This is a genomic window from Streptomyces sp. NPDC051684 (assembly GCF_044453445.1).
In the GTDB taxonomy this organism is placed as follows: Bacteria; Actinomycetota; Actinomycetes; order Streptomycetales; family Streptomycetaceae; genus Streptomyces.
Window position 1 is genome coordinate 81,779 of the sequence record NZ_JBITCS010000014.1, and the last position, 25,306, is coordinate 107,084.

The window sequence follows — 25,306 nt, forward strand, 5'->3', positions numbered from 1 at the left end:
GTATGCCCAGGGGGGCCGGAGAGCGTCATGAGTTCGCTACAACACGAAGCGCGCCGGGTGGAGCACAAAGCGTGACGTTTTTGTGAAGTGCGCATCTTCCGCTTCCCCGCGCGCTGAGCTGCGTTCACGCGGGTGTTGCGCTTGGCGCCCCCGACGGCGGCCGGATGCGGGATCATGTCATGCATGACCGAGGTGTCCTCGCTCACAGGGCGGCTGCTCGTGGCCACACCCGCCCTCGCGGACCCGAATTTCGACCGGGCGGTCGTGCTGCTCCTCGACCACGACGAGGAGGGCTCGCTCGGCGTGGTGCTCAACAGGCCGACGCCGGTGGACGTCGGGGACATCCTGGAGGGCTGGGGCGATCTGGCCGGCGAGCCGGGAGTGGTGTTCCAGGGCGGCCCGGTCTCCCTCGACTCGGCGCTCGGCGTCGCGGTCATCCCCGGGGACGACGAGCGGGAGACGCCCCTCGGGTGGCGCCGGGTGCACGGGGCGATCGGCCTCGTCGACCTGGAGGCCCCGCCGGAGCTGCTCGCGGCGGCGCTCGGCTCCCTGCGGATCTTCGCCGGCTACTCGGGCTGGGGCCCGGGGCAGCTGGAGGACGAACTGACCGAGGGCGCCTGGTACGTCGTCGAGTCGGAGCCCGGCGACGTCTCCGCCACCCGGCCCGAGGGCCTGTGGCGCGCGGTCCTGCGGCGCCAGCGCGGCGAACTGGCGATGGTGGCCACGTATCCGGACGATCCCTCCCTCAACTGACCTCGTTCCGGGACGGGGCGGCCTTAAGTACCCTTGGCGGTTATGAGCACTCTTGAGCCCGAGCGCGGGACAGGTACGGGGACCCTCGTAGAGCCGACGCCACAGACGTCGAGTGGCGACGGCGATCACGAGCGCTACGCCCACTATGTCCAGAAGGACAAGATCATGGCGAGCGCCCTCGACGGGACGCCCGTCGTCGCGCTCTGCGGCAAGGTGTGGGTTCCCGGCCGTGACCCGAAGAAGTACCCCGTGTGTCCCATGTGCAAGGAGATCTACGAGTCCATGGGCGCCGGCGGCGACAAGGACAAGGGCGGCAAGGACGGCGGCGGCAAGGGCAAGTAACGGCCCCCTGCCCGCCTTTCCCGGCGGACCTTCCCGGTGAACCCCGGTCGTGCGGTGACGCATGCCCGGGGTTTCGCGTGTCGGGTTCCGCGGGTCCGCCCGGCCATTGCGCGAATTGGTCCAGTCCTCTTAGCCTCCCGTCATGGATCTCATCCCCGCCCCCCCGTCGGTCGGCGCAGGCGGGCGACGGCCGCTTCGCACTCGGTGAGCACACCGGCATCGCTGCGGGGGAGGGGGTCCAGGACACCGCGCGCTGGCTGCGCGCCACCCTCGGCGCGGCGACCGGTCTTGCCCTGCCCCCCAAGGACGCGGACGCGAGCGATGTCGTCGTCCTGCGCATCGACCCCTCACTCGAAGCGGAGGGCTACCGGCTGCGCGCGACGGACGCGGGCGTCACGATCGAAGGCGGCTCCGCGGCGGGCGTCTTCTGGGGCGCCCAGACGCTCCGTCAGCTCCTGGGGCCCGACGCGTACCGCCGGGCCCCGCTCCCCGGGCGCGCCTGGACCGTCCCGCACATCGCCGTCGACGACGCGCCCCGCTTCCGCTGGCGCGGCATGCTGCTCGACGTCGCCCGGCACTTCACACCGAAGGCCGGGGTGCTGCGCCAACTCGACCTGATGGCCGCCCACAAGCTCAACGTCCTGCACTTCCACCTCACCGACGACCAGGGCTGGCGCGTCGAGATCAAGCGCCATCCGAAGCTGACGGAGGCCGGATCCTGGCGGTCGCGGACGAAGTTCGGCCACCGCGCCTCGGAGTTGTGGGAGGACAGGCCGCACGGCGGCTTCTACACCCAGGACGACATCCGCGAGATCGTCGCCTACGCCGACGCGCTGCATATCGCCGTCGTCCCCGAGATCGACATCCCGGGCCACTCGCAGGCGGCCATCCACGCGTATCCGGAACTCGGCAACAGGGAGGTCGTCGACACGTCCTCCCTCCCGGTCTGGGACACCTGGGGCATCAACCCGAACGTACTCGCCCCCACCGACACCACCCTGCGCTTCTACGAGGGCGTCTTCGAGGAGCTCCTCGACCTGTTCCCCTCCACCTTCATCCACGTGGGGGGCGACGAGTGTCCCAAGGACCAGTGGCGGCAGTCGCCCACGGCCCAGGCCCGCATCAAGGAGCTGGGGTTGGCCGACGAGGACGAGCTCCAGTCCTGGTTCATCCGGCACTTCGACACCTGGCTCGGCGCGCGCGGCCGGCGGCTCGTCGGCTGGGACGAGATCCTCGAAGGGGGCCTCGCGCCCGGCGCCACGGTCTCCTCCTGGCGCGGCTACGAGGGCGGCATCACCGCGGCGCGTGCGGGCCACGACGTCGTCATGTGCCCCGAGCAGCAGGTCTACTTGAACTACCGCCAGGCTCCCGGCGACGAGGAACCCGTCCCCATCGGCTACGTGCGCACGCTGGAGGACGTCTACCGCTTCGAGCCGGTGCCCCCGCAGCTGAGCGAGGAGGAGGCGCGGCACGTCCTCGGCACGCAGGCCAACATGTGGACCGAGGTGACGGAGAGCGAACAGCGCCTCGACTACCAGCTGTATCCGCGGCTTTCCGCGTTCAGCGAGGTCGCGTGGAGCGAGCTGCCCGCACCCGGAGCGCGCGACTTCGCGGACTTCGAGCGCCGAATGGCCGCGCACTACGGGCGACTTGACGCACTGGGGGTCGGCTACCGGCCGCCCGGTGGCCCGTTGCCCTGGCAGCGGCGCCCAGGTGTGCTCGGACGTCCCTTCGAAGGGGAACCCCCGAACGTGTGAGCTTGCGCCCGGTGAGGATCGCGCCGCACCGCGCACCTCACCTCATACACAGGCGCAGAGTGCCAATTCGTGCCCACAGGTGATCTGGTGCGATATCGGTCATCCATGAGGTGGAAGGGGCGAATGCCTCCTACCGGACCCCCTCTCCGGGCCGGAAGGAAGATGTGCCAGAGTTGCCACGTCCGGCCTGTCAGCACGTACCGTACGGCGGAACAGGCGTAACGGCGGGAACGGCTCTCACGCGCGGACCACGCGGGGGCCGGCGCCGTCGCCAGGCACGCGGCCGGACTTCGGGAAGGGGCAGCCGGTTTGACCACGCACGCACCGCAGGCGACGACACAGGCCGCGGTACTTCCGGGTTCGCTGGACGAGGCAGTCGCGGCGCTCGCCGCCATGCCCGCCGCCGTACCGGTGGCCGGGGGAACGGACCTGATGGCACAGGTCAACGCGGGTGGCCTGCGCCCCGCCGCCCTCGTCGGGCTCGGCCGGATCAGCGAGATCCGCGGCTGGCAGTACCAGGACGGCAACGCGCTGCTCGGCGCGGGCCTCACGCACGCGCGCATCGGCCGCCCCGACTTCGCCGCACTCATCCCCGGCCTCGCCGCTGCCGCGCGGGCCGCGGGCCCGCCCCAGATCCGCAACGCCGCCACGCTCGGCGGCAACATCGCCTCCGGGGCCCCCGCGGGCGACACACTGCCCGTACTGGCCGCGCTGGAAGCCACGTTGATCATCGCGGGGCAGGGCGGCGCGAGACGCGAAGTGCCGGTCTCGCACCTGCTGGCCGGCATGGAGATGCTCGCCCCGGGCGAGCTGATCGGCTTCGTGCGCGTGCCCCTGCTGCACGCTCCCCAGGTCTTCCTGAAGGCGACCGGACGTACGGGCCCCGGCCGCGCCATGGCTTCCGTCGCGCTCGTCCTCGACCCGGCGCGGCGCGGGGTGCGCTGCGCCGTCGGGGCCATCGCGCCGATGCCGCTGCGGCCCCTGGAGGCCGAGCAGTGGGTGGCCTCCCTCATCGACTGGGACGGCAACCGCGGCGCCCTCGTGCCGGAGGCCGTGCACGCCTTCGGCGAGTACGTCGCCGCGGCCTGCGTCCCCGACCCGGAGCCCGCCCCGGACGGCACGCAGCAGCAGTTGCCGCCCGCCGTACTGCATCTGCGGCGAACCGTCGCCGTGCTGGCCCGACGTGCACTTGGGAGGGCGCTGTCGTGACGAACGAGTACCCCGGCCCCGACGGCTGGGAGCCGGTGCCCCAGGGTGAGTACGACTCCGACGCCACGGCCTTCGTGCAGCTGCCCCCCGAGGGCTTTCCGGACGCGGCGCCGCTGGAGGCGCCGGGCCACGGCTATGTGCCGCCGCCGATAACGGTGAGCCCGGCCACGGGTGCGGCCGCGACGGATCCCGCGGCGACCGGGGTGTGGGTACTGCCGGAGAACCTGGTCGGTCCCGCCGACGCGCCCGCTGTCGCGGAGCGGCCTGCGCCCGTGGAGCCTGCGCCCCACCACGGGCAGACGGGGCAGTGGTCGATTCCGCTGGCCGAGGGGGAACTTCCGGACGAGTCGGGTGAGTTCACCACATCCGCTGCCGCGGTGGGGCGGGCGTGGGGGTCGGAGCCGCCTGCGACGCTGCCCGGTGGGGCGCCTGCGCCGTGGGCCCCGGCCGTAGCGGGTGTCGACGGTGGGGCGTCGGAGGGCGTCGGCCCGGAGGGGTTGGCCGAGCCTGCGTCGCGGGGCTCTGCCCCGGACCCCGCGCCTCAATCGCCGGCGGGGCTTGAATTGCCGACGTCTGCGCCGGAGCCCGAGCCCGTCGCCGTAGAGGCTCCCGCGGCTGAGGTCGAAGCCGAAGCCGAAGCCGAAGTCGAGGACGAGGCTCCCGTTCGGGCGCCGCTGCACGACGATCACCCCCTGGCCAGCTACGTTCTGCGGGTCAATGGTGCGGACCGCCCCGTGACGGACGCCTGGATCGGGGAGTCGCTGCTGTACGTGCTGCGCGAGCGCCTCGGCCTCGCGGGTGCCAAGGACGGCTGCTCGCAGGGCGAGTGCGGCGCGTGCAACGTACAGGTGGACGGCCGCCTCGTGGCCTCCTGCCTGGTCCCGGCGGCGACCACCGCGGGCAGCGAGGTCCGTACGGTCGAGGGCCTCGCCACCGACGGCCGCCCCTCGGACGTGCAGCGGGCGTTGGCCGCGTGCGGTTCGGTGCAGTGCGGTTTCTGTGTCCCCGGCATGGCGATGACGGCGCACGACCTCCTGGAGGGCAACCCGAACCCGACCGCCCTGGAGACCCGCCAGGCGCTGTGCGGCAACCTGTGCCGCTGCTCCGGGTACCGGGGTGTCGTGGACGCCGTGCGTCAGGTGGCCGAGGAGCGGCGGGCGGCGGCGGACACCGCGACCGAGGACGCGTCGGCCGCGGCCGACGAGGGCGAGCCGATGATCCCGCGCCAGGCGGGCCCGTTGGCGACCGAGGACATCCAGGGCGACGCGGGGCCGCGGAACCCCCAGGACTTCCCGAACCCGCAGGACTTCCAGGACTTCCCGGACGGAGGCCAGGCATGACGAACGAGACGGCCACGACCTCCGCGGGCGCCACGGCTCCGGAGGCGGAGAGCTTCCCGCACGGCCTCGGCACGTCGCTCCCCTCGCAGGAGGCGCCCGCCAAGGCCGACGGCACGTTCCCGTACGCCGCCGACCTGTGGGCCGAGGGTCTGCTCTGGGCGTCGATCCTGCGCTCCCCCCACGCGCACGCGCGCGTGGTGAGCATCGACACCAGCCACGCGCGCGAGATGCCCGGCGTCCTCGCGGTCGTCACGCACGAGGACGTCCCCGGCGGATCGTCCGCGAGCTCCGTCACCGGGCACCGCGCCGCGGACCGCCCGATGTTCGCCTCCGAAGTGGTGCGCCACCACGGAGAGGCGCTCGCCGCCGTGGCGGCCGACCACCCGGACACGGCGCGCATGGCCGCCGCCGCGATCATCGTCGAGTACGAGGTCCTGGCCCCGGTCACGGACCCCGAGCAGTCCTTCGGGGCGGAGCCCCTGCACCCCGACGGCAACCTGATCCGCCACATCCCGCTCCAGCACGGCGACGCCGAGGCGACGGGCGAGGTGATCGTCGAGGGGCTCTATCGGATCGGGCGTCAGGACCCGGCGCCGATCGGTGCCGAGGCCGGGCTGGCCGTGCCCCGCCCCGACGGCGGCGTCGAGCTCTACATCGCCTCCACCGACCCGCACGGCGACCGCGACCTCGCGGCGGACCGCTACGGCCTGGAGCGCGAGCGCGTGAAGGTCGTCGTCACCGGTGTGCCCGGCGCGACGGCCGACCGGGAGGACCCGAGCTTCCATCTCCCGCTCGGGCTGCTCGCCCTGCACACCGGCTGCCCGGTCAAGCTCGCCGCGTCCCGCGAGGAGTCCTTCCTCGGCCACCCGCACCGCCACCCGACTCTCCTGCGCTACCGCCACCACGCGGACGCGGACGGCCGGCTGGTCAAGGTGGAGGCCCAGATCCTGCTGGACTCGGGCGCGTACGCGGACACCTCGTCCGACGCGCTCGCGGCCGCCGTCTCCTTCGCCTGCGGCCCCTACGTCGTGCCGCACGCCTCCATCGAGGGCTGGGCGGTCCGGACGAACAACCCGCCCTCCGGCCACGTACGCGGAGAGGGCGCGCTGCAGGTCTGCGCCGCGTACGAGGCGCAGATGGACAAGCTCGCCAAGAAGCTGGGCCTCGACCCGGCCGAACTGCGCCTGCGCAACGTCCTGGCGACCGGCGACATCCTGCCGACGGGGCAGACGGTGACGTGCCCGGCGCCCGTGGCCGAACTGCTCACCTCCGTACGGGACTTCCCGCTGCCGCCGCTGCCCAAGGACACCCCGGAGGAGGACTGGCTGCTCCCCGGCGGGCCCGAGGGCGTCGGCGAACCGGCCGCGGTCCGCCGCGGCGTCGGCTACGGCGTCGGCATGGTGCACATGCTGGGCGCGGAGGGCGCGGACGAGGTCTCCACGGCCACGGTGAAGGTCCAGGGCGGCGTCGCGACGGTCATCTGCGCCGCCGTGGAGACGGGCCAGGGCTTCGCCACGCTCGCCCGCCAGATCGTCCAGGAGACGCTCGGTATCGAAGAGGTCCATGTGGCGCCGGTCGACACCGATCAGCCGCCTGCGGGCCCCGGCTGCCGGGGCCGGCACACCTGGGTGTCCGGCGGCGCGGTCGAGCGGGCGGCCAAGATGGTGCGCACCCAGCTCCTCCAGCCGCTCGCCCACAAGTTCGGCATGTCCACGGAGCTGCTCCAGATCGCCGACGGCAAGATCACGTCGTACGACGGCGTGCTCTCGACGACCGTCGAAGAGGCCATGGACGGCAAGGAGTTGTGGGCCACGGCGCAGTGCCGCCCGCACCCCACGGAGCCGCTCGACGCCTCGGGCCAGGGCGACGCGTTCGTCGGCATGGCCTTCTGCGCGATCCGCGCGGTGGTCGACGTGGACGTGGAGCTGGGCTCGGTGCGCGTGGTCGAGCTCGCGGTCGCCCAGGACGTCGGCCGCATCCTCAACCCCGCCCAGCTCGCGGCCCGCATCGAAGCGGGCGTCACCCAGGGTGTGGGCGCGGCGCTCACGGAGAACCTCCGCACCCCCAAGGGCATCGTCCGCCGTCCCGACCTGACCGGCTACGCGCTGCCCACCTCGCTCGACGCCCCCGACATCCACATCGTGAACCTGGTCGAGGAGCGCGACGTGGTCGCCCCCTTCGGCGCGAAGTCGGCGAGCGCGGCCCCGGTCGTCGCGTCCCCGGCGGCGGTCGCGTCGGCGGTCCGCGCGGCGACCGGCCGCCCGGTCAACCGCCTGCCGATCAGGCCGCAGGCCGCGGTGGCCGAGCCCACCGGCTGAGCGGCACCTGGCCGTACGACGAAGGGCGTCCCGCGGGAAGCGGGGCGCCCTTCGTCGTACGCAGAGGCCGTGACCGGGATCGAACCGGTGTAATTCGCTTTGCAGGCGAACCCCTGAACCACTCGGGCACACGGCCAAGCGCTGATCAAGTAACGGGTCCGCGTTCCCGGGGCTCAAGGGTTCCGGCGTCCCCGCAATGCGACTGCCACACGGCGTTCATACACGTCCCCCCACCCCGCCCCTTCCCGAAAGTCCTGCCGGACGGGCCTGCTCAATCGCCGCAGGGGCTCCCATTGGAGCCCCTGCGGCGATTGAGCAGGCCTAGGACCAACGAACCACCCAGGCCCCGCCTCCCGACAGGGGTCAGCGCCGGAAACGCCCCTTACTCTGAACCGCATGGCCGCCCTCGAAGACGTCACCGACGACGCCCCCGCGCTCACCGTCCCCTCCGCGACCGAAGGTGTCCTCGGCCGCACCTATCGCGCGCTCAGCATCGGCATCGTCACCGTCGTGCTGCTCATCGCCTTCGAGGCGACCGCCGTGGGGACCGCGATGCCGGTCGCCGCGCGGGAGTTGGACGGGGTGTCGCTGTACGCGTTCGCGTTCTCCGGCTTCTTCACGACGAGCCTGTTCGGGATGGTGCTCGCCGGGCAGTGGGCCGACCGCAGCGGGCCCCTCGGCCCCGTCACCGCCGGAATCGGCTCCTTTGCCGCGGGGCTGCTGCTCGCCGGGACCGCGGGCGGCATGTGGATGTTCATCGCCGGGCGGGCCGTGCAGGGGCTCGGCGGCGGACTGGTGATCGTCGGGCTGTACGTCGTGGTCAGCCGGGCCTACCCGGGGCACCTGCGGCCTGCGATCATGGCGGCGTTCGCGGCGAGCTGGGTCGTGCCGTCGATCGTCGGGCCGCTGGCGGCCGGGGCCGTGACCGAGCACCTCGGCTGGCGGTGGGTGTTCCTCGGGATCCCCGTGCTCGTCGTGCTGCCGCTCGCGCTCGCGCTGCCCGAGGTCCGGCGGCGGGCCTCCGGCGCCCCCGCAGGCGCCGCCCCCGCCGCCTTCGACCGGCGCCGGATCCGGCTCGCCCTCGGCATCTCGCTCGGTGCCGGACTCCTCCAGTACGCCGCCCAGGACCTGCGCCCGCTGTCCCTGCTGCCCGCCGCCGTCGGCGCCGCCCTCCTCGTGCCGTCCGTGCTCGGGCTGCTGCCCCGCGGCACCTACCGGGCCGCGCGCGGGCTGCCGTCCGTGGTGCTGCTGCGCGGCATCGCGGCCGGGTCGTTCATCGCGGCAGAGTCCTTCGTGCCGCTGATGCTGGTGACGCAGCGGGGGCTCAGCCCCACGCTCGCCGGGTTCTCGCTCGCCGCGGGCGGCGGGACCTGGGCGCTGGGCTCGTGGCTCCAGTCCAGGCCGCGCGTCGAGCCGTACCGGGAACGGCTCGTCGCCTGGGGCATGGTGCTGGTCGCGGCGGCCGTCGCGGTCGCGCCGAGCGTGCTGACCCCGGCCGTGCCCGTGTGGACCGTGGCCGTCGCCTGGGCCTTCGGCTGCCTGGGCATGGGGCTCGTGATCTCCTCCACGTCCGTGCTGCTGCTCCAGCTGTCCGCGCCCGAGGAGGCCGGGTCGAACTCCGCGGCGCTGCAGATCTCCGACGGGCTCTCCAACGCGCTGCTGCTCGCCGCGGGCGGCGCCGCCTTCGCGGCGCTCGGCGGGGGAGCGGTGGGAGCGGCGGGCCACGCGCAGGGGGCAGGGGGTTCTCATCCGGCCGCGTTCGCCGCCGTGTTCCTGCCGATGGCGGCGGTCGCGCTGGTCGGGGTGTGGGTGGCTGCGCGGCTGCGCGCTCCGGTGACGTCGCCCTGACTGCCCGTAGGGCCCGGCGAGTTGATCTGTGACGCGCGTCCCAACCGGACCCCGTCCGGCCTCGCCGGGCGCGCCCGTCAACCTCGTCACCGGTAGGGTGGCCCGGTTGTCATACGTAGCCGTGCCGTCCAGCTTTGAGTAACCGGAGACCGTGACTACTACATCCGCCACTCCTTCTGCCTCGTCCGCCCACCTGTCACCCGCCTTCCCCGGCCGCGCCCCCTGGGGCACCGCCAACAAGCTGCGAGCCTGGCAGCAGGGTGCGATGGACAGGTACATCCAGGAGCAGCCGCGCGACTTCCTCGCGGTCGCGACCCCGGGCGCCGGCAAGACCACCTTCGCGCTCACCCTCGCGTCCTGGATGCTGCACCACCACGTCGTGCAGCAGGTGACCGTGGTCGCGCCGACCGAGCACCTGAAGAAGCAGTGGGCCGAGGCCGCCGCCCGGATAGGCATCAAGCTGGACCCCGAGTACAGCGCGGGTCCGCTCAGCAAGGAGTACCAGGGCGTCGCCGTGACGTACGCGGGTGTGGGCGTGCGGCCGATGCTGCACCGCAACCGCAGCGAGCAGCGCAAGACGCTCGTCATCCTCGACGAGATCCACCACGCCGGTGACTCGAAGTCGTGGGGCGAGGCCTGCCTGGAGGCGTTCGAGCCGGCCACCCGCCGCCTCGCGCTGACCGGTACGCCGTTCCGCTCCGACACCAACCCGATCCCCTTCGTCCAGTACGAGGAGGGGCGGGACGGCATCCGGCGCTCGTCGGCCGACTACACGTACGGCTACGGCAACGCGCTCGCCGACAACGTCGTGCGCCCGGTGATCTTCCTCAGCTACAGCGGCAACATGCGCTGGCGCACCAAGGCCGGGGACGAGATCGCGGCCCGGCTCGGCGAGCCGATGACCAAGGACGCCATCAGCCAGGCCTGGCGCACCGCCCTCGACCCGCGCGGCGAGTGGATGCCGAGCGTGCTGCGCGCCGCCGACGCCCGCCTCACCGAGGTCAGGAAGGGCATCCCGGACGCGGGCGGCCTCGTCATCGCCTCGGACCAGGACTCGGCCCGCGCGTACGCGAAGCTGATCCGGGAGATCACGGGCAGCAAGGCCACCGTCGTGCTCTCCGACGACACCGGCGCCTCGAAGCGGATCGACGACTTCGCGGCGAGCGAGGACCGGTGGATGGTCGCGGTCCGCATGGTGTCGGAAGGCGTCGACGTCCCGCGCCTCGCGGTCGGCGTCTACGCCACGACGATCTCGACCCCGCTGTTCTTCGCGCAGGCCGTGGGCCGTTTCGTACGGTCCCGCAGGCGCGGCGAGACGGCCTCCGTCTTCCTGCCCACCGTCCCCGACCTGCTCGGCTTCGCCAACGAGATGGAGGTCGAGCGCGACCACGTCCTCGACAAGCCGAAGAAGGACCAGGAGGAAGACCCTTACGCCGAGTCCGAGAAGGAGATGGACGAGGCGAACAAGGAGCAGGACGAGGACACCGGCGAGCAGGAGCAGTTCTCCTTCGAGGCCCTGGAGTCCGAGGCCACCTTCGACCGGGTCATGTACAACGGCGCCGAGTTCGGCATGCAGGCGCACCCCGGCAGCGAGGAGGAGCAGGACTACCTGGGCATCCCGGGTCTGCTCGAACCCGACCAGGTGCAGATGCTCCTCCAGAAGCGGCAGGCGCGGCAGATCTCGCACAGCAAGAAGAAGCCGGACAGCGAGGCCGACCTCCTGGAGCTGCCGGCCGACCGCCGCCCCGTCGTCTCCCACAAGGAGCTGATGGAGCTGCGCAAGAAGCTGAACACGATCGTCGGCGCGTACGTGCATCAGAGCGGGAAACCGCACGGTGTCGTCCACACCGAGCTGCGCCGGGTGTGCGGCGGCCCGCCGAGCGCGGAGGCGACCGGCGGACAGTTGCGCCAGCGCATCGCCAAGGTGCAGGAGTGGGCCACCCGCATGAAGTGACGCCCGCATGAAGTGACACGGGGATCAAGTGCGGGCAATCGGGCACAACTCAGGCCGATCACTGCCCGGATTCTGGACGGAGTCTTCCGCTCAGCGGGACGACCTCGCTACATTCCGGGCAACGCACACGCCCCGTGGCAGAGCCGCCGCGGAGCGCAGCCGGTGCGTCCACAGACAGCCGTAAGCAGCCCAGCGCCTGATCACCGACCGGCGGCCTCTGACGCGCGTCGCCCACGGGACAGGTGACGCGACCCACGCGCAGGAGGCCGCCGTCCCTCACCACTAAGGAGTGGGCGTCGTGACCGCGGAGACCTCCCAGACGCTCGACAGGGGACTGCGCGTCCTCAAACTGCTCGCCGACACCGACCACGGCCTGACCGTCACCGAGCTCTCCAACAAGCTCGGCGTGAACCGCACCGTGGTCTACCGTCTGCTCGCCACGCTCGAACAGCACGCCCTCGTCCGCCGCGACCTGGGCGGCCGCGCCCGCGTGGGCCTCGGCGTCCTGCGCCTGGGCCGCCAGGTCCACCCCCTGGTGCGCGAGGCGGCCCTCCCGGCGCTGCGCGCGCTCGCCGAGGACATCGGGGCGACGGCACACCTGACGCTCGTGGACGGCACCGAGGCCCTCGCCGTGGCCGTCGTCGAGCCGACCTGGACCGACTACCACGTGGCGTACCGCACGGGTTTCCGCCACCCGCTCGACCGGGGCGCCGCGGGCCGCGCCATCCTCGGCGCCCGCCAGGGCGTGCTTCCCGAGGTCGGCTACACCCTCACGCACGGCGAACTGGAAGCGGGCGCGAGTGGCGCGGCGGCCCCCCTGCTGGGCGTGACGGGCCTGGAGGGCAGCGTGGGCGTGGTCATGCTCTCGGACTCCGTCCCGGAACGGGTGGGCACGCGGGTCCTCGACGCGGCCCGCGAGGTGGCGGACGCGCTCAGGTAGGTCGTATCAAGCCCCGCCGGCGATTGAGGCGCGCATTTCAAGCCCCTGCGGCGATCGAACAGCGGGGTCCGGGGCAGAGCCCCGCGACCGCAACGCCGTCGCCGCGGAAACAACCCGCCACGTTAGAGTCACACCGTGCTCAATCGCCTCAGCCGCCCCACCGCCCTGGCCCTCTGCGCCGCCCCCGTCATCGCGCTGCTCGCGGTCGCGGGATTCGCCCCGCTCCCGTTCTCCGTGGCCCAGCCCGGCCCCACGACGAACGTGCTGGGGACGTCGGACGGCAAACCCGTCATCGACATCAGCGGCGCCCCCACCCGCCCCACGGAGGGCAAGCTGCGCGCGGTGACCATCGTGGCGACCGGACCCGACGCCTCCGTGCACCTCGGTGACGTGCTCGACGGCTGGTTCGCCGAGAACCGGGCGGTGATGCCGCGCGACGCGGTGTACCCGTCGGGCGACTCGACGAAGGAGGTCGAGCAGCACAACCAGAAGGAGATGAAGGGCTCGCAGGAGGCCGCCACCGAGGCCGCCCTCTCCTACCTCGGCAAGTCCTCGAAGGACATCGAGGTCGACCTCCAGCTCGGCGACGTCGGTGGCCCGAGCGCGGGCCTGCTCTTCTCCCTGGGCATCATCGACATGCTGGACGGCGACGGCAGCGGCGGCGACCTCACCGGCGGCCGGTCCATCGCGGGCACCGGCACCATCGACGCCGAGGGCAAGGTCGGCCCGGTCGGCGGCGTGTCGCTGAAGGTGCAGGCCGCCGACCGGGACGGCGCCACGGTCTTCCTCGTACCGAAGGCGGAGTGCTCCGACGCGAAGGCCTCCGCGCCGGACTCGATGAAGCTGATCTCCGTGAGCACCCTCAAGGGCACGGCGACCGCGCTGACGAACCTGGAGAAGGGCTCGGGCGAGGTCCCCACCTGCTGAGCCCCCCCGGGGCAGGGGCCGTCACTCCTTGACGAAGCCCTCCTTCACCAGCCACTCCTTCGCGACGTCGTGCGGGTCCTGCCCGTCGACGTCCACCTTCGCGTTGAGATCCTGGGCGACCGTGTTGTCGAGCTTCTTCGTGATCGGTTCCAGGATGTCCGCCATCGCCGGATACTTCTTGAGCGCCTTGGTGTTGATCGAGGGCGCCGCGTTGTAGTTCGGGAAGAACTTCTTGTCGTCCTCCATGACGTTCAGGTGCATCGCCTTGATCCGGCCGTCGGTCGTGTAGACCTCGCCGAAGGTGCAACTTCCCTTGGACGCCTGGGTGTAGATGATGCCGCTGTCCATCTGCGTGATGTTGGCGCGCGGCACGTTCATCCCGTACGCCTTCTGCATGCCGGGCAGGCCGTCGGCCCGGTTGGCGAACTCGCTCTCCACGCACAGCGTGACGGCCTTCGGGTCCTTCTTGGCGAGCGCGGCGACGTCGGAGAGCGTCTTGGTGCCGTACTTCTTGAAGTTGGCGTTGTTCATGGCGAGCGCGTAGGTGTTGTTGAGCGCGGCCTGCGGCAGCCAGGTGATGCCGTTCTTCGCGTCGGCCTTGCGCACCGCCTCGTACTGCTTCTTCGGGTCGGGGATCGGGTCCGAGTTGCCGAGGTACGTGATCCAGGCCGTGCCCGTGTACTCGTACATGGCGTCCGCGTCACCGGACTTGATGGCCTCGCGGGCGCCGATGGAGCCCTGGATGCCGGTGCGGTCGAGGACGTCCGCGCCGGCCGCCTTGAACGCGATGCCCATGATTGCGCCGAGCACCAGCTGCTCGGTGAACTCCTTGGACGTGACGGTGATGTCGGCGCCCTCCAGCGGCTTGTCCTTGCCGATGGACCCCGGCTGCACATCGTCGACGAGCGGGCTGCCGCTGGTCAGTCCGCAGCCCGCCAGGAGCGCGATCCCGCAGCTCGCCGCGACGGCCACCCGCACGCGGTACTTCCTGTGCTTCACGGGCTTCATGAGCGCACCTCCAACCCGCGCGGGCGCAGCAGCAGTTCGGCCAGCGAGGCCAGCCAGTCGACGAGCAGGGCGAGCGCGATGGTGAGGATCGAGCCGAGCATCAGGACCGGCATGCGCTGGTTGGTGATCCCGGTGGTGATGAGGACGCCGAGGCCGCCGCCACCGCCGAAGGTGGCCAGCGTCGCCGTACCGACGTTGAGGACGAGCGCCGTGCGCACGCCCGCGAGGATCAGCGGGACGGCGAGGGGGAGTTCGACCTTGCTCAGCACTCCCATCGGCGACATCCCGATGCCCTTCGCCGCTTCGAGGAGCGTCGGATCGTTGGCCTTCAGGCCCGCGATGGTGTTGGAGAGCACCGGCAGGATCGCGTAGATGATGATGCCGATCAGGGCCGACTTCTCGCCGATGCCCAGCCAGATGACGAGCAGGGCGAGCAGGCCGATGGCCGGGGTGGCCTGGCCCATGTTGGCGATCGCCAGGGCGAACGGGGTCGCCTTGCGGAACATCCTGCGGGTCAGCAGGATCCCCAGCGGGATCGCGATGATCAGCACGAAGAAGGTCGAGATCACCGTCAGGCTGATGTGCTGGCGCAGCGCCTTGCCCACAGCGCCGCCCGAGATGGCGTTCTCGGAGATCGTGTCGAGGTCGGCGTTGCGGAACCACAGCCAGGTGATCAGCAGCACCAGGATCAGGAACAGCGGAAGGAACGTCAGCTTCTTCCAGGTGATGCGGGGCGGTTCCTTGCGGGCGGTCGGGGAGGGCCGCGCCTCCTGCTCGCCCTCGCCCTCGTCGCGGAACGCGAGGCCCTTGACCTCGTGCTCGCCCTCGGGACGCGCGCCCTTCGGAGGCGATTTGCGGGACGGTGTACTCACGCCTTCGCCTCCCCGCCGGCGCCCTGGGAGCCCTCCTGCTCCAGGTGCGTCTGCTCGGCGCGCTTCTCCTCCAGCTCGTGCTGGTGCTCGACCGCTTCGAGCCGGTCGGCCTCCAGGAGTTCGTGCACGGAGTTCATCAGCGTCTCCATGTCGACGACGCCCTCGTACTCGCCGCGCCGCCCGGTCACCGCGACGCGGCCCGCGTTGTCGGTGAGGACCGCTTCGAGGGCGTCGCGCAGCGTGGCGTCGCGGGTGACGGTGTCGTGGACGAGGGTGCCCGCGCGGGCGAGGGAGCCCTTGGCGCGCATCATGTCGCCGCGGCGCAGCCACTTGTAGGGCCGGCCACGCTTGTCGAGGAGCAGCAGCTCGTTCGTGCCGGCCGCCCGCAGCTTGTTGAAGATGTCCTGCAGCGGGTCGTCGACGCCGACCGTCGGGTAGTCGGTGACCTCCACGTCGCGTACGCGGGTCAGATTGAGGCGCTTGAGCGCCGCGCCCGCGCCGACGAAGCCGGAGACGAAGTCGTCGGCCGGGTTGGTGAGGATCGCCTCGGGGGTGTCGAACTGCGCGATGTGCGACTTCTCGCGCAGCACCGCGATCCGGTCGCCGAGCTTGATCGCCTCGTCGAAGTCGTGGGTGACGAAGACGATCGTCTTGTGCAGCTCGTGCTGGAGCCGGATCAGCTCGTCCTGGAGGTGGTCGCGGGTGATCGGGTCGACCGCGCCGAACGGCTCGTCCATCAGCAGGACGGGCGGGTCCGCCGCCAACGCACGGGCCACGCCGACGCGTTGCTGCTGGCCGCCGGAGAGCTGGCGCGGATAGCGGCCGTGGTACTCGCCGGGGTCGAGGCCGACCAGGTCGAGCATCTCCTCGACCCGCGACTTGATCTTCGACTTGGACCAGCCGATCATCTTCGGCACGAGCGCGATGTTCTGGGCGACCGTCATGTGCGGGAAGAGCCCGGAGGACTGGATCGCGTAGCCGACCTTCCGGCGCAGCTTCACCGGGTCCATTTCGGTGACGTCCTCGCCGCCGATGCGGATGCGCCCGCCGGTCGGCTCGATGAGGCGGTTGATCATCTTCAGCGTCGTGGACTTTCCGCAGCCGGACGGGCCGACGAAGATGATCAGCTCGCCCGCCTTGATCTCCATGTTGACGTTGTCCACGGCGGGGTCACTGGAGCCCGGGTAGCGCTTGGTGAGGTTCTCCAGCTCGATGCTCGCCCCGGACGCCTGTGGGGTCCCGGACTCCTCGGGGGCTTCGGTCGTCGTGGTGTCAGGCACGGATCCCCCTCGGGATGGTCAGCCGTCCGATGAGGACGTACGCGGCGTCGAAGAGCAGGGCGAGGATGATGATGCCGAGCGTTCCGGCGAGCACCTGGTTGAGCGCGTTGGCGCTGCCCAGGGAGGCGATGCCGCGGAAGATCTCGTTGCCGAGCCCGGGGCCGGAGGCGAACGCGGCGATGGCGGCGATGCCCATCAGCATCTGCGTGGAGACGCGGATGCCGGTGAGGATGGGCGGCCAGGCGAGCGGCAGCTCCACCTTGAACAGGCGGGCGGTCCGGGACATCCCGATGCCCTTCGCCGCGTCGATCAGGGCGGGGTCGACGCCGCGCAGGCCCACGATCGAGTTCCGCACGATCGGCAGCAGCCCGTACAGGGTCAGCGCGATGACGGTCGGCGCGACGCCCAGGCCCACGATCGGGATCAGCAGACCGATCATGGCGAGCGAGGGGATGGTGAGAATGGTCGAGGTGGCGGTCGTCGCCAGGTTCCCGGCCCATTCGCTGCGGTACGAGACGATGCCGATGACGATGCCGATCAAGGTCGCGAGGACCATGCACTGGAAGACGGCGCTCGCGTGTTGATAGGCGTCGGCGAGCAGTTGCTGATGCCGGGCGCCCAGGTAGTCCCAGAAGTTCATCGCACCTCACTCCCGGGCGGTGCTCGGATAGCCGTCAGGAATCTCCTGACGCCTGCTCCACGAGCGGGATGATCCGCAGTGGAACAGGATTTTCCATGACAATCGCCGTGGAAGCCCGGACGATGCCATCAAAGCCGACAACTCGGTCGATCACACGTTGAAGGTCGGCGTTCGAACGGGCCACGAGGCGGCACAGCATGTCGCCGCCGCCGGTCGTGGTGTGCAGTTCGAGGACCTCGGGGACGGTGGCCAAATGTGCCCTGACATCGGCGCCTTGCCCCTGCCTGATCTCCAGCGTCGCGAACGCGGTGACCGGGTAGCCGAGCGCCGCCGGGTCCACCTGGGGGCCGAAGCCGCGGATGACTCCGTTCGAGGTAAGCCGGTCGAGGCGGGCCTGCACGGTGCCGCGCGCGACGCCGAGCCGGCGGGACATCTCGAGCACCCCGATCCGCGGTTCGCGCGCGAGCAGCACGATGAGCCGCCCGTCCAGATCGTCGATCGCCATGTACGCCTCCGTCGCCGTCCCGTCGCCGGGTGGTCACCCTGTACAAGCAGCCCGCACAAACGGGCCCAGCACTGGTCAGATTGCCCAGCGAAAACGCAAACTATTGCGCACCTTGCGGAGCGGCGGGAACCTCACGGTATGACGCAGACCACACACCACACCCCCGACACCGCACGGCAGGCCGACCCCTTCCCGGTCAAGGGGATGGACGCGGTCGTCTTCGCCGTGGGCAACGCCAAGCAGGCCGCGCACTACTACTCGACCGCCTTCGGCATGAAGCTCGTCGCCTACTCCGGACCGGAGAACGGCAGCCGCGAGACGGCCTCCTACGTCCTCACCAACGGCTCGGCCCGCTTCGTCTTCACCTCCGTCATCAAGGCCTCCACGGAGTGGGGCAGCTTCCTCGAATCGCACGTCGCGGCGCACGGCGACGGCGTCGTCGACCTCGCCATCGAGGTCCCGGACGCCCGCGCCGCGTACGCGTACGCCGTCGAGCACGGCGCCCGCGGCCTCATCGAGCCGTACGAGACGAAGGACGAGCACGGCACCGTCGTGCGCGCCGCCATCGCCACGTACGGCAAGACCCGCCACACGCTGGTCGAGCGCTCCGGCTACGAGGGCCCCTACCTGCCCGGCTTCGCCGCCGCGGACCCGATCGTCGAGCCCCCGGCCAAGCGCACCTTCCAGGCCATCGACCACTGCGTCGGCAACGTCGAACTCGGCAAGATGAACGAGTGGGTCGCGTTCTACAACAAGGTCATGGGCTTCACGAACATGAAGGAGTTCGTGGGCGACGACATCGCGACCGAGTACAGCGCGCTGATGTCGAAGGTCGTCGCGGACGGCACCCTCAAGGTGAAGTTCCCGATCAACGAGCCGGCCGTCGCGAAGAAGAAGTCGCAGATCGACGAGTACCTGGAGTTCTACGGCGGCGCGGGCGTCCAGCACATCGCGCTCGCCACGAACGACATCGTCGCGTCGGTGAAGGCCATGCGCGCCGCGGGCGTCCAGTTCCTCGACACCCCGGACTCGTACTACGACACCCTCGGCGAGTGGGCGGGCGAGACCCGCGTGCCCGTCGAGACGCTGCGCGAGCAGAAGATCCTCGTCGACCGCGACGAGGACGGCTACCTGCTGCAGATCTTCACCAAGCCGGTCCAGGACAAGCCGACCGTCTTCTTCGAGATGATCGAGCGGCACGGCTCCATGGGCTTCGGCAAGGGCAACTTCAAGGCCCTCTTCGAGGCGATCGAGCGTGAGCAGGAGAAGCGCGGAAACCTGTAGCTCTCACGCGAAGCGGCCCTAGTCTGGCCCCATGGCCAGGATGAACGACGTAGGCGGAACGACAGGGTTCGGCGCCATCGACACCACCGATGACGCCGAACCCTTCCACGCGGACTGGGAGGCGCGGGTCTTCGCGCTCCAGCGCGCGCTGCTCGTCCAGAAGGTCTTCAACCTCGACGAGTTCCGGGACGCCATCGAGACGATGCCGCCCCAGGAGTACCTCGCGGCCTCGTACTACGAGCGCTGGTTCCACGCGATCCGGACGCTCCTCGAACGCAAGGGCGTGCTCGAGGAAGGAGCGCTCGACCATGTCTGAGCGACTCCGGTACGCGCCCGGCGACACGGTCCGCACGTACCGGCACGACCCGCCGCACCACACCCGCCTGCCGCGCTACGCCCGCGGCAAGCTCGGCGTCGTCGTCGAGCCCGAGGGCCGGGCGCCGCTGGCCGACGCCCGCGCGCAGGGCCGCGAGGACGCCCCCGTCGAGATGATCTACGCGGTGCGGTTCGCGGCGCGCGAGCTGTGGGGCGAGGGCGAGCACGACGTCGTCCTCGACCTGTCCGAGAGCTATCTGGAGCCTTCCGAGGAGGCCGACGCCGATGTCCGGTGACCACGACGACGCGGCGATCTCCCGCCAAGTGCGGGCCCTGGAGAGCCTGTTGGAGGCCAAGGGCATCGTCGGCGGCGAGACCGTCGACGAGGTCATCGACGGCTTCCTCGCGGGCGCCTCGCCGGTCAACGGCGCGAAGGTCGTGGCCCGCGCCTGGACCGACCCGGCGTTCAAGGAGCGGCTCATGGCGGACGGTTCGGCGGCCGTCGCCGAACTCGGTTTCTCCAGCGGGGGAGTTCAGCCCCAGCGGCTGCGGGTCGCCGAGAACACGGAGGACGTGCACAACATGATCGTGTGCACGCTCTGCTCCTGCTACCCGCTGCGACTCCTCGGTCCCTCGCCCGGCTGGTACAAGAGCGAGGCGTACCGCTCGCGCGTGGTTCGCGAACCACGCGCTGTGCTGGGCGAGTTCGGGGTCACAGTCCCGGCCGACGTCAAGATCACCGTCTGGGACTCCAGTGCGGAAACCCGCTACATGGTCCTCCCGAGGCGCCCCGTGGGGACGGAGGGCCTCAGCGAGTTGGAGTTGGCTTCCCTGGTCACCCGCAACGGCCTGATCGGTACGGCTCTCGTGTGATCAATCCAAGCCCCGCCGGCGATTGGGGCGCGGGGTCCGGGGCAGAGCTCCGGGGCGCAGGCAGGGGGTTCACACGGCCCCAACGGAGTGCAAAGGTGTGATCATGAGCCGCACCCTCATGGAAGAGCTCCGCACGGGCCTGCCCGCGGAAGCGATCATCGTCGACGCCGACGTCACCGCCTCGTACGCCCACGACATGGCCAGCTTCTGCGACGCCGGCACCCCGGCCGTCGTCGTCCTGCCGCGCACCGTCGAAGAGGTCCAGCACGTGATGCGCACGGCGACCGCGCTGCGCGTCCCGGTCGTCCCGCAGGGCGCCCGCACGGGCCTGTCCGGCGGGGCCAACGCGAGCGAGGGCTGCATCGTCCTCTCGCTCGTCAAGATGGACCGCGTCCTGGAGATCAACCCGGTCGACCGGATCGCCGTCGTCGAACCGGGCGTCATCAACGCCACACTCTCCCGCGCGGTCAACGAGTACGGGCTCTACTACCCGCCGGACCCCTCCAGCTGGGAGATGTGCACCATCGGCGGCAACATCGGCACGGCCTCGGGCGGCCTGTGCTGTGTGAAGTACGGGGTGACGGCGGAGTACGTGCTCGGGCTCGACGTCGTCCTCGCCGACGGCCGGCTGCTCCAGACGGGCAGGCGCACCGCGAAGGGCGTCGCCGGCTACGACCTGACGCGGCTCTTCGTCGGCTCCGAGGGCAGCCTCGGTATCGTCGTGAAGGCGACGCTCGCGCTGAAGCCGCAGCCGCCCCAACAGCTCGTGCTCGCGGCCGAGTTCGCCTCTGCGGAGGCCGCCTGCGACGCGGTCTGCCGGATCATGGAGGGCGGGCACGTCCCGTCCCTGCTCGAACTCATGGACCGTACGACGGTGAAGGCCGTCAACGACATGGCGAACATGGGCCTGCCGGAGACCACGGAGGCGCTGCTGCTCGCCGCCTTCGACACCCCGGACCCGGTGACGGACCTGGAGGCCGTCGGCGCGCTGTGCGAGGCCGCGGGCGCCACCCAGGTCGTGCCCGCCGAGGACGCCGCCGAGTCGGAGATGCTGCTCCAGGCGCGGCGCCTGTCGCTCACCGCACTCGAAGCGGTCAAGGGCACCACGATGATCGACGACGTGTGCGTGCCCCGCTCCAAGCTGGGTGAACTGCTCGAAGGCGTCGAGCGGATCGCCGAGAAGTACGACCTCACCATCGGGGTGTGCGCGCACGCGGGCGACGGCAACACGCACCCGACCGTCTGCTTCGACGCGCAGGACGCCGACGAGGGTCGCCGCGCCCGCGAGTCCTTCGACGAGATCATGGCGCTCGGCCTCGAACTGGGCGGCACCATCACCGGCGAACACGGCGTCGGCGTGCTGAAGAAGGAGTGGCTCGCCCGCGAACTCGGCCCGGTCGGCGTCGAGATGCAGCAGGCGGTGAAGGTGGCCTTCGACCCGCTGGGCCTGCTCAACCCCGGCAAGCTGTTCTGATCGCGGGGAACGTCGCGGGGCGTGCCGCCCCGCTCACGTATCGTCGACATAAAGGACGAAAGCCTCATGTGGCCGGGTGTCGTCCGGCGGGATCCTGAAGGGGTCGCACGGTCGGCCGTCAGGGCGCCGGCCGGCATCCCGCAGCCCGAAGAGGTCCCGCCGATGAGCGCCAGCACCGCAGACCGCCACCACGACAAGTCCGCCCGCCGCCGCAGGACGACCGCCGCCGTACTGGTCGGCGCCCTCGCGCTGTCCTCCGTCGGCCTCGCCGTCGGCACCGCGTTCGCGGACCAGGGCCCCGCCCCGGCGGGCACCACGCTCACCGGTACGTCGGACCCGGGCACGCCTTCCGAGTGACCCTGCCCCCGTGCCAGGTCCCTCACAGGTCCTCGGAGGACGACTCGTCCCCCGGCCACGGGTCGCACAGGTACAGGTCGTCGGCGGCCGGGGTCGGGGCCAGCAGCTCGGCCAGGGCGTCGTCGATGCCGAGCTGATCGGCCTCCGTGCCCGGCGGCACCGCTCGCAGCGTCCGCTCCAGCCAGGCCGAGACCTGCGCGGCCGGCGCCTCCAGGAGCGCGTCCCCGTCCGGCGAGGTCAGCGCCACCAGGACCACGCTGCGCCCGTCCACCTTCGTCGGCCACACCCGAACGTCCCCGTGCCCGCAAGGACGGAACACGCCCTCCACGAGCAGCTCGCGGGCGAACGTCCAGTTGACCGGGTGGTTCGAGCCGATGTGGAACGTGATGTGGACGGCGTAGGGGTCGGAGATCCGGTAGGTCAGCCGGGCCGGGACGGGGATGCTCCGCTCCGGCGAGAGCACGAGCTTCAGTTCCAGTTCGCGTTCCACCACGGTGTTCATGTCGTGCGTTTCCTCTCCGTCGTACGGGTCCGGAGCGGGCCCGTTGGAAGGTGAGAGCGCGATCTGGCGGGAGCATTACGCGAGTTCGGCGAAGTTGTTTTCCGGAGTTCCGGCAGGGGGCCCACGTTCCCCGGAAAGTGGTCCGTAACGGCGGAGCGGCACGGGCGGACGCGAGGGTCTGATAGATGTGGACCCCACAACAAGACCCCCGAGCAGATACGGGACGACGGACATGAGTGCCCCAACCCCGGCCCCTGGCGACGACAGGCCCCGCGAAGGCTACTACCCCGATCCGTCCATTCCCGGATATGTCCGGTACTGGAACGGGGCCGCGTGGGTGCCGGGCACCAGTCGCCCCGCCCCCTCCGACGGAGAGTCCCTTCCGGCCCCGCCCGGAGCGGGCGCAGCCCCCGCCCCCACCTCGGTCTCCGAACCGCCTCCCGCGGAGGAGACCGGACCCGTCTTCCTCGACGAGGAGCCCTCCGTGCGTACGGAGATGGGTCCTCCGGAGCACGGCGCGCCCGCGGCGCCCGAGCCCGCGTCCGCCTGGGGGGCCAACGCCGCCCGGCAGACGGGCTTCGGCGCCGAGCAGGCCCCCCGGGTGTCCTGGGGCTCGGACCCGAACGCGCAGCACCCCGAGCAGTCCGCGCCGCCGGCGCGCACGGACGGCACGGTCAAGCTCCGCGCCATGCAGCAGCCGGGAGCCGGGAAGCCGGCCCCCACCGACGGCACGATGGCGTTCAGGGCGCTGCCGAAGCAGGACGGCCAGGCCGGGACCGGCACGCCGGCCCAGGCCCAGGCGCAGTCCCGCGCGGGCCTCAATCCGCAGCCCGCCCCGCAGGCCCCGGCCGCTCCGGCCCAGCCGAACGTCCCGCACCAGCAGCCGCAGCAGCCACAACAGCAGCAGCCATCCCAGGCGCAGGCGCACCTGCAGAGCCCCATGACGCAGGGCCCCGGCGGCGGCTCCCCGTCCTGGCCGCAGCAGGTGCACCAACTGGCGGGGCAGGGATCGGGCCAGGCCCAGGCGCCCGCACCCGCGGCGGAGCCGAACGGTCCGGTGACGCCGTTCAAGCCGGTCTCCACCGACCCGTTCCTCGCCGCCGCCCAGGCCGCCGCCGCGGCCCGCCCGGCAGGGCTCGGCAAGCGGTTCGCGGCCCGGCTCATCGACTCGGTGATCGTCGGCGGGGTCACCGCGACCGTCGCCGTGCCGCTCGGCACCAAGGCCGCCGACCACATCAACGGCAAGATCGACGAGGCGAAGGCCTCCGGTCACCAGGTCACGGTCTGGCTGCTCGACGGCACCACCGGCACGTACCTCGGCATCATCCTCGCGGTGCTGCTCGTGGTCGGCACGCTCTACGAGGCGCTGCCGACGTCGAAGTGGGGTCACACCCTCGGCAAGAAGCTGCTCGGCCTGACGGTCCGTGACATGGACGAGCACGACGCCCCGACGTTCGTCTCGGCCCTGAAGCGCTGGGTCGTCTACAGCGTGCCGGTCGTCTTCCTGGTGGGCGTCCTCGGCGTCCTGTGGGGGGCCTTCGACCGCCCGTGGCGCCAGTGCCTGCACGACAAGGCGGCGGGCACGTTCGTCGCGGCGGACTGACCGCCGGGTCATCCGGACGGCGGCCCGCCACGTGCAGCGCGCCCGGGATCGCGTTCCACTCGGGCCATGAGCACCGAACCGCCGCCCTCCGGGTCCGGCCAGCCGCCGGACGACGACCCGTTCCGTAAGCCGCCGCCCAGTGACCAGGGCGGCGGCTCGCCGTACGACAACCCCCAGAACCCCTACGACTCTGCGCCCCCACCACCACCGCCCCCGAACGGCGGCGGCACCCCGCCCCCGTACGGCGGTGATCCCTACGGTGGTGGCTACGGCGCCGCCGACCCGCTCGCGGGGATGCCGCCGCTGGCCGACAGCGGCAAGCGCGTCCTCGCGCGGATCATCGACATCATCCTCATCGCGATCGTCGTGGGCCTGCTGTCGTGGCTCTTCGGGGTCGGCCAGTACGACATCGACACCGACGACATGAGCGCCGGGAAGCGGGTCGCCCAGTCGCTGATCGGAGCCATTCTCTACGTCGGCTACGACACGATCATGATGGCCAAGACCGGCCAGACGCTCGGCAAGAAGTGGCTGAAGCTGCGCGTCGCCAACCTGAGCGACGGCGCGACGCCCACCATGCAGACCAACCTGCTGCGCGCGGTCGTCCTGTGGGTGCCGGCGGTGTTCTGCTGCGCCTGCATCTGGACGGCGATCTGCGGCGGCTGGAGCTTCTTCGACAAGCCCTACAAACAGGGTCTGCACGACAAGGCGGCGAAGACCGTGGTGGTCAGCACCGCCTGAGGGCAACCGTCAGCGACGAACCGGCGGGTCCGTGTCTCACGGGCCCGCCGGTTCGTGTGCGCGCGAGGACTCGGCCGGGGCCGAGGGCGAGGGCACCGTGGTGCTGAGGCGCTGGGCCGGCACCCGCTCCTCCGCGGCGGCGGCCCCTGAGGCGGAGTCCCGCTTGCGGGTCGGCACCGACATCGCGACGAACAGACCCAGGATGAGCGCCGAGACGGCGATGACCGGGATGCCGGGGCCCGAACTCGTCTGGGACAGCAGAACCATGGCGATGGTGGAGCAGACGACGGTGGCCGATCCGTAGGCGAGCTGAGCGACAGTCGGGCGAGGCATGGTGAGATCCGTCCTCGTGACATCGGGGGACTATTCGGACCTGTGCCCGAGCAGAGCACCCGGTAAGCATGCCCTAAGCATTGCTGCCGGAGCATGGGGGGCGCACGGAGTCACCAGGTCCACCACATGGA

Annotated in this window: 25 protein-coding genes and 1 tRNA gene; 18 read left to right on the forward strand and 8 right to left on the reverse strand. The window is 71.4% G+C overall.

The genetic code is table 11. The features are described from left to right. Window positions 1-183: 183 nt before the first annotated feature. The 6 genes from ACIA8D_RS18555 to ACIA8D_RS18580 all read left to right on the forward strand — a co-directional run bounded on the left by ACIA8D_RS18555 (window position 184) and on the right by ACIA8D_RS18580 (window position 7,719). Window positions 184-753 carry a YqgE/AlgH family protein gene (locus tag ACIA8D_RS18555; protein WP_399233360.1) on the forward strand — a complete coding sequence of 190 codons (570 nt, stop codon included), beginning with the start codon at window positions 184-186 and terminating at the stop codon, window positions 751-753. A gap of 42 nt (window positions 754-795) precedes the next feature. Continuing rightward, window positions 796-1,095 (forward strand): DUF3039 domain-containing protein, encoded by a 300-nt coding sequence (locus tag ACIA8D_RS18560; RefSeq protein ID WP_385760375.1) that lies wholly within the window; start codon window positions 796-798, stop codon window positions 1,093-1,095. A 146-nt stretch (window positions 1,096-1,241) separates the two neighbouring features. Beyond that, complete coding sequence (locus ACIA8D_RS18565; protein ID WP_399233575.1) at window positions 1,242-2,852, forward strand: beta-N-acetylhexosaminidase; 1,611 nt, start codon at window positions 1,242-1,244, stop codon at window positions 2,850-2,852. A gap of 309 nt (window positions 2,853-3,161) precedes the next feature. Further along, window positions 3,162-4,061 (forward strand): FAD binding domain-containing protein, encoded by a 900-nt coding sequence (locus ACIA8D_RS18570; RefSeq protein ID WP_399233362.1) that lies wholly within the window; start codon window positions 3,162-3,164, stop codon window positions 4,059-4,061. Next, window positions 4,058-5,401: a 2Fe-2S iron-sulfur cluster-binding protein gene (locus ACIA8D_RS18575; protein ID WP_399233364.1), complete on the forward strand. Its 1,344-nt coding sequence runs from the start codon at window positions 4,058-4,060 to the stop codon at window positions 5,399-5,401. Before ACIA8D_RS18570 ends, ACIA8D_RS18575 begins: the two co-directional genes overlap by 4 nt. Beyond that, entirely contained in the window at window positions 5,398-7,719 is a 2,322-nt protein-coding gene (locus ACIA8D_RS18580) for a xanthine dehydrogenase family protein molybdopterin-binding subunit (protein WP_399233366.1), read from the forward strand. The genes ACIA8D_RS18575 and ACIA8D_RS18580 overlap by 4 nt, the downstream gene beginning before the upstream one ends. 64 nt (window positions 7,720-7,783) lie before the next feature. Here the strand turns inward: ACIA8D_RS18580 and ACIA8D_RS18585 are convergent. Continuing rightward, window positions 7,784-7,855 (reverse strand) — tRNA-Cys (locus tag ACIA8D_RS18585). Window positions 7,856-8,115: 260 nt separating this feature from the next. Between ACIA8D_RS18585 and ACIA8D_RS18590 the strand changes: the two genes are divergently transcribed. The 4 genes from ACIA8D_RS18590 (at window position 8,116) to ACIA8D_RS18605 (ending at window position 13,388) form a co-directional block, all read left to right on the forward strand. After that, window positions 8,116-9,567 carry an MFS transporter gene (locus ACIA8D_RS18590; protein ID WP_399233368.1) on the forward strand — a complete coding sequence of 484 codons (1,452 nt, stop codon included), beginning with the start codon at window positions 8,116-8,118 and terminating at the stop codon, window positions 9,565-9,567. Window positions 9,568-9,718: 151 nt separating this feature from the next. Continuing rightward, on the forward strand, window positions 9,719-11,521 hold the full coding sequence (locus ACIA8D_RS18595; RefSeq protein ID WP_399233371.1) for a DEAD/DEAH box helicase: 1,803 nt from the start codon (window positions 9,719-9,721) through the stop codon (window positions 11,519-11,521). Between the two features lie 298 nt (window positions 11,522-11,819). Then, window positions 11,820-12,461, forward strand: coding sequence for an IclR family transcriptional regulator (locus ACIA8D_RS18600; RefSeq protein ID WP_399233373.1), 642 nt, complete (start codon window positions 11,820-11,822; stop codon window positions 12,459-12,461). Between the two features lie 135 nt (window positions 12,462-12,596). After that, window positions 12,597-13,388, forward strand: coding sequence for a PDZ domain-containing protein (locus ACIA8D_RS18605; RefSeq protein ID WP_399233375.1), 792 nt, complete (start codon window positions 12,597-12,599; stop codon window positions 13,386-13,388). A 21-nt stretch (window positions 13,389-13,409) separates the two neighbouring features. Here the strand turns inward: ACIA8D_RS18605 and ACIA8D_RS18610 are convergent, their stop codons facing one another. Genes ACIA8D_RS18610 through ACIA8D_RS18630 form a run of 5 tightly spaced genes read right to left on the reverse strand, consistent with a single transcriptional unit; the run spans window position 13,410 to window position 17,693 of the window. After that, window positions 13,410-14,396: a glycine betaine ABC transporter substrate-binding protein gene (locus ACIA8D_RS18610; RefSeq protein WP_399233377.1), complete on the reverse strand. Its 987-nt coding sequence runs from the start codon at window positions 14,394-14,396 to the stop codon at window positions 13,410-13,412. Further along, window positions 14,393-15,268: an ABC transporter permease gene (locus tag ACIA8D_RS18615; protein WP_399233379.1), complete on the reverse strand. Its 876-nt coding sequence runs from the start codon at window positions 15,266-15,268 to the stop codon at window positions 14,393-14,395. The genes ACIA8D_RS18610 and ACIA8D_RS18615 overlap by 4 nt, the downstream gene beginning before the upstream one ends. After that, complete coding sequence (locus tag ACIA8D_RS18620) at window positions 15,265-16,548, reverse strand: betaine/proline/choline family ABC transporter ATP-binding protein (RefSeq protein ID WP_399233381.1); 1,284 nt, start codon at window positions 16,546-16,548, stop codon at window positions 15,265-15,267. The genes ACIA8D_RS18615 and ACIA8D_RS18620 overlap by 4 nt, the downstream gene beginning before the upstream one ends. Then, complete coding sequence (locus ACIA8D_RS18625; protein WP_399233382.1) at window positions 16,541-17,188, reverse strand: ABC transporter permease; 648 nt, start codon at window positions 17,186-17,188, stop codon at window positions 16,541-16,543. Before ACIA8D_RS18625 ends, ACIA8D_RS18620 begins: the two co-directional genes overlap by 8 nt. 34 nt (window positions 17,189-17,222) lie before the next feature. Next, window positions 17,223-17,693, reverse strand: a complete 471-nt coding sequence (locus tag ACIA8D_RS18630; RefSeq protein WP_399233385.1) for an Lrp/AsnC family transcriptional regulator — start codon at window positions 17,691-17,693, stop codon at window positions 17,223-17,225. A gap of 138 nt (window positions 17,694-17,831) precedes the next feature. Between ACIA8D_RS18630 and hppD the strand changes: the two genes are divergently transcribed. The 6 genes from hppD to ACIA8D_RS18660 all read left to right on the forward strand — a co-directional run bounded on the left by hppD (window position 17,832) and on the right by ACIA8D_RS18660 (window position 21,996). Next, window positions 17,832-18,977 (forward strand): 4-hydroxyphenylpyruvate dioxygenase, encoded by a 1,146-nt coding sequence (gene hppD / locus ACIA8D_RS18635; RefSeq protein ID WP_399233387.1) that lies wholly within the window; start codon window positions 17,832-17,834, stop codon window positions 18,975-18,977. A gap of 31 nt (window positions 18,978-19,008) precedes the next feature. After that, a complete protein-coding gene (locus ACIA8D_RS18640) occupies window positions 19,009-19,293 on the forward strand; it encodes a hypothetical protein (RefSeq protein WP_399233389.1) in 285 nt (94 codons plus the stop codon). Beyond that, complete coding sequence (locus tag ACIA8D_RS18645; RefSeq protein ID WP_399233390.1) at window positions 19,286-19,588, forward strand: SH3-like domain-containing protein; 303 nt, start codon at window positions 19,286-19,288, stop codon at window positions 19,586-19,588. The genes ACIA8D_RS18640 and ACIA8D_RS18645 overlap by 8 nt, the downstream gene beginning before the upstream one ends. Then, a complete protein-coding gene (nthA, locus tag ACIA8D_RS18650) occupies window positions 19,578-20,165 on the forward strand; it encodes a nitrile hydratase subunit alpha (RefSeq protein ID WP_399233392.1) in 588 nt (195 codons plus the stop codon). The genes ACIA8D_RS18645 and nthA overlap by 11 nt, the downstream gene beginning before the upstream one ends. A 103-nt stretch (window positions 20,166-20,268) precedes the next feature. Then, complete coding sequence (locus tag ACIA8D_RS18655) at window positions 20,269-21,639, forward strand: FAD-binding oxidoreductase (protein WP_399233393.1); 1,371 nt, start codon at window positions 20,269-20,271, stop codon at window positions 21,637-21,639. A 162-nt stretch (window positions 21,640-21,801) separates the two neighbouring features. After that, the gene (locus ACIA8D_RS18660) at window positions 21,802-21,996 is read left to right on the forward strand and encodes a hypothetical protein (RefSeq protein ID WP_399233395.1); all 195 of its coding nucleotides are present in this window, start codon (window positions 21,802-21,804) and stop codon (window positions 21,994-21,996) included. Between the two features lie 22 nt (window positions 21,997-22,018). Here the strand turns inward: ACIA8D_RS18660 and ACIA8D_RS18665 are convergent, their stop codons facing one another. Then, window positions 22,019-22,498: an SsgA family sporulation/cell division regulator gene (locus tag ACIA8D_RS18665; protein WP_399233398.1), complete on the reverse strand. Its 480-nt coding sequence runs from the start codon at window positions 22,496-22,498 to the stop codon at window positions 22,019-22,021. Window positions 22,499-22,730: 232 nt separating this feature from the next. Between ACIA8D_RS18665 and ACIA8D_RS18670 the strand changes: the two genes are divergently transcribed. Continuing rightward, a complete protein-coding gene (locus ACIA8D_RS18670; RefSeq protein ID WP_399233400.1) occupies window positions 22,731-24,101 on the forward strand; it encodes an RDD family protein in 1,371 nt (456 codons plus the stop codon). 66 nt (window positions 24,102-24,167) lie between these two features. Beyond that, window positions 24,168-24,842, forward strand: a complete 675-nt coding sequence (locus ACIA8D_RS18675; RefSeq protein WP_399233402.1) for an RDD family protein — start codon at window positions 24,168-24,170, stop codon at window positions 24,840-24,842. Window positions 24,843-24,878: 36 nt separating this feature from the next. Here ACIA8D_RS18675 and ACIA8D_RS18680 read toward each other — a convergent pair whose 3' ends face one another. Next, on the reverse strand, window positions 24,879-25,175 hold the full coding sequence (locus ACIA8D_RS18680; RefSeq protein ID WP_399233404.1) for a hypothetical protein: 297 nt from the start codon (window positions 25,173-25,175) through the stop codon (window positions 24,879-24,881). Window positions 25,176-25,306: the final 131 nt, after the last annotated feature.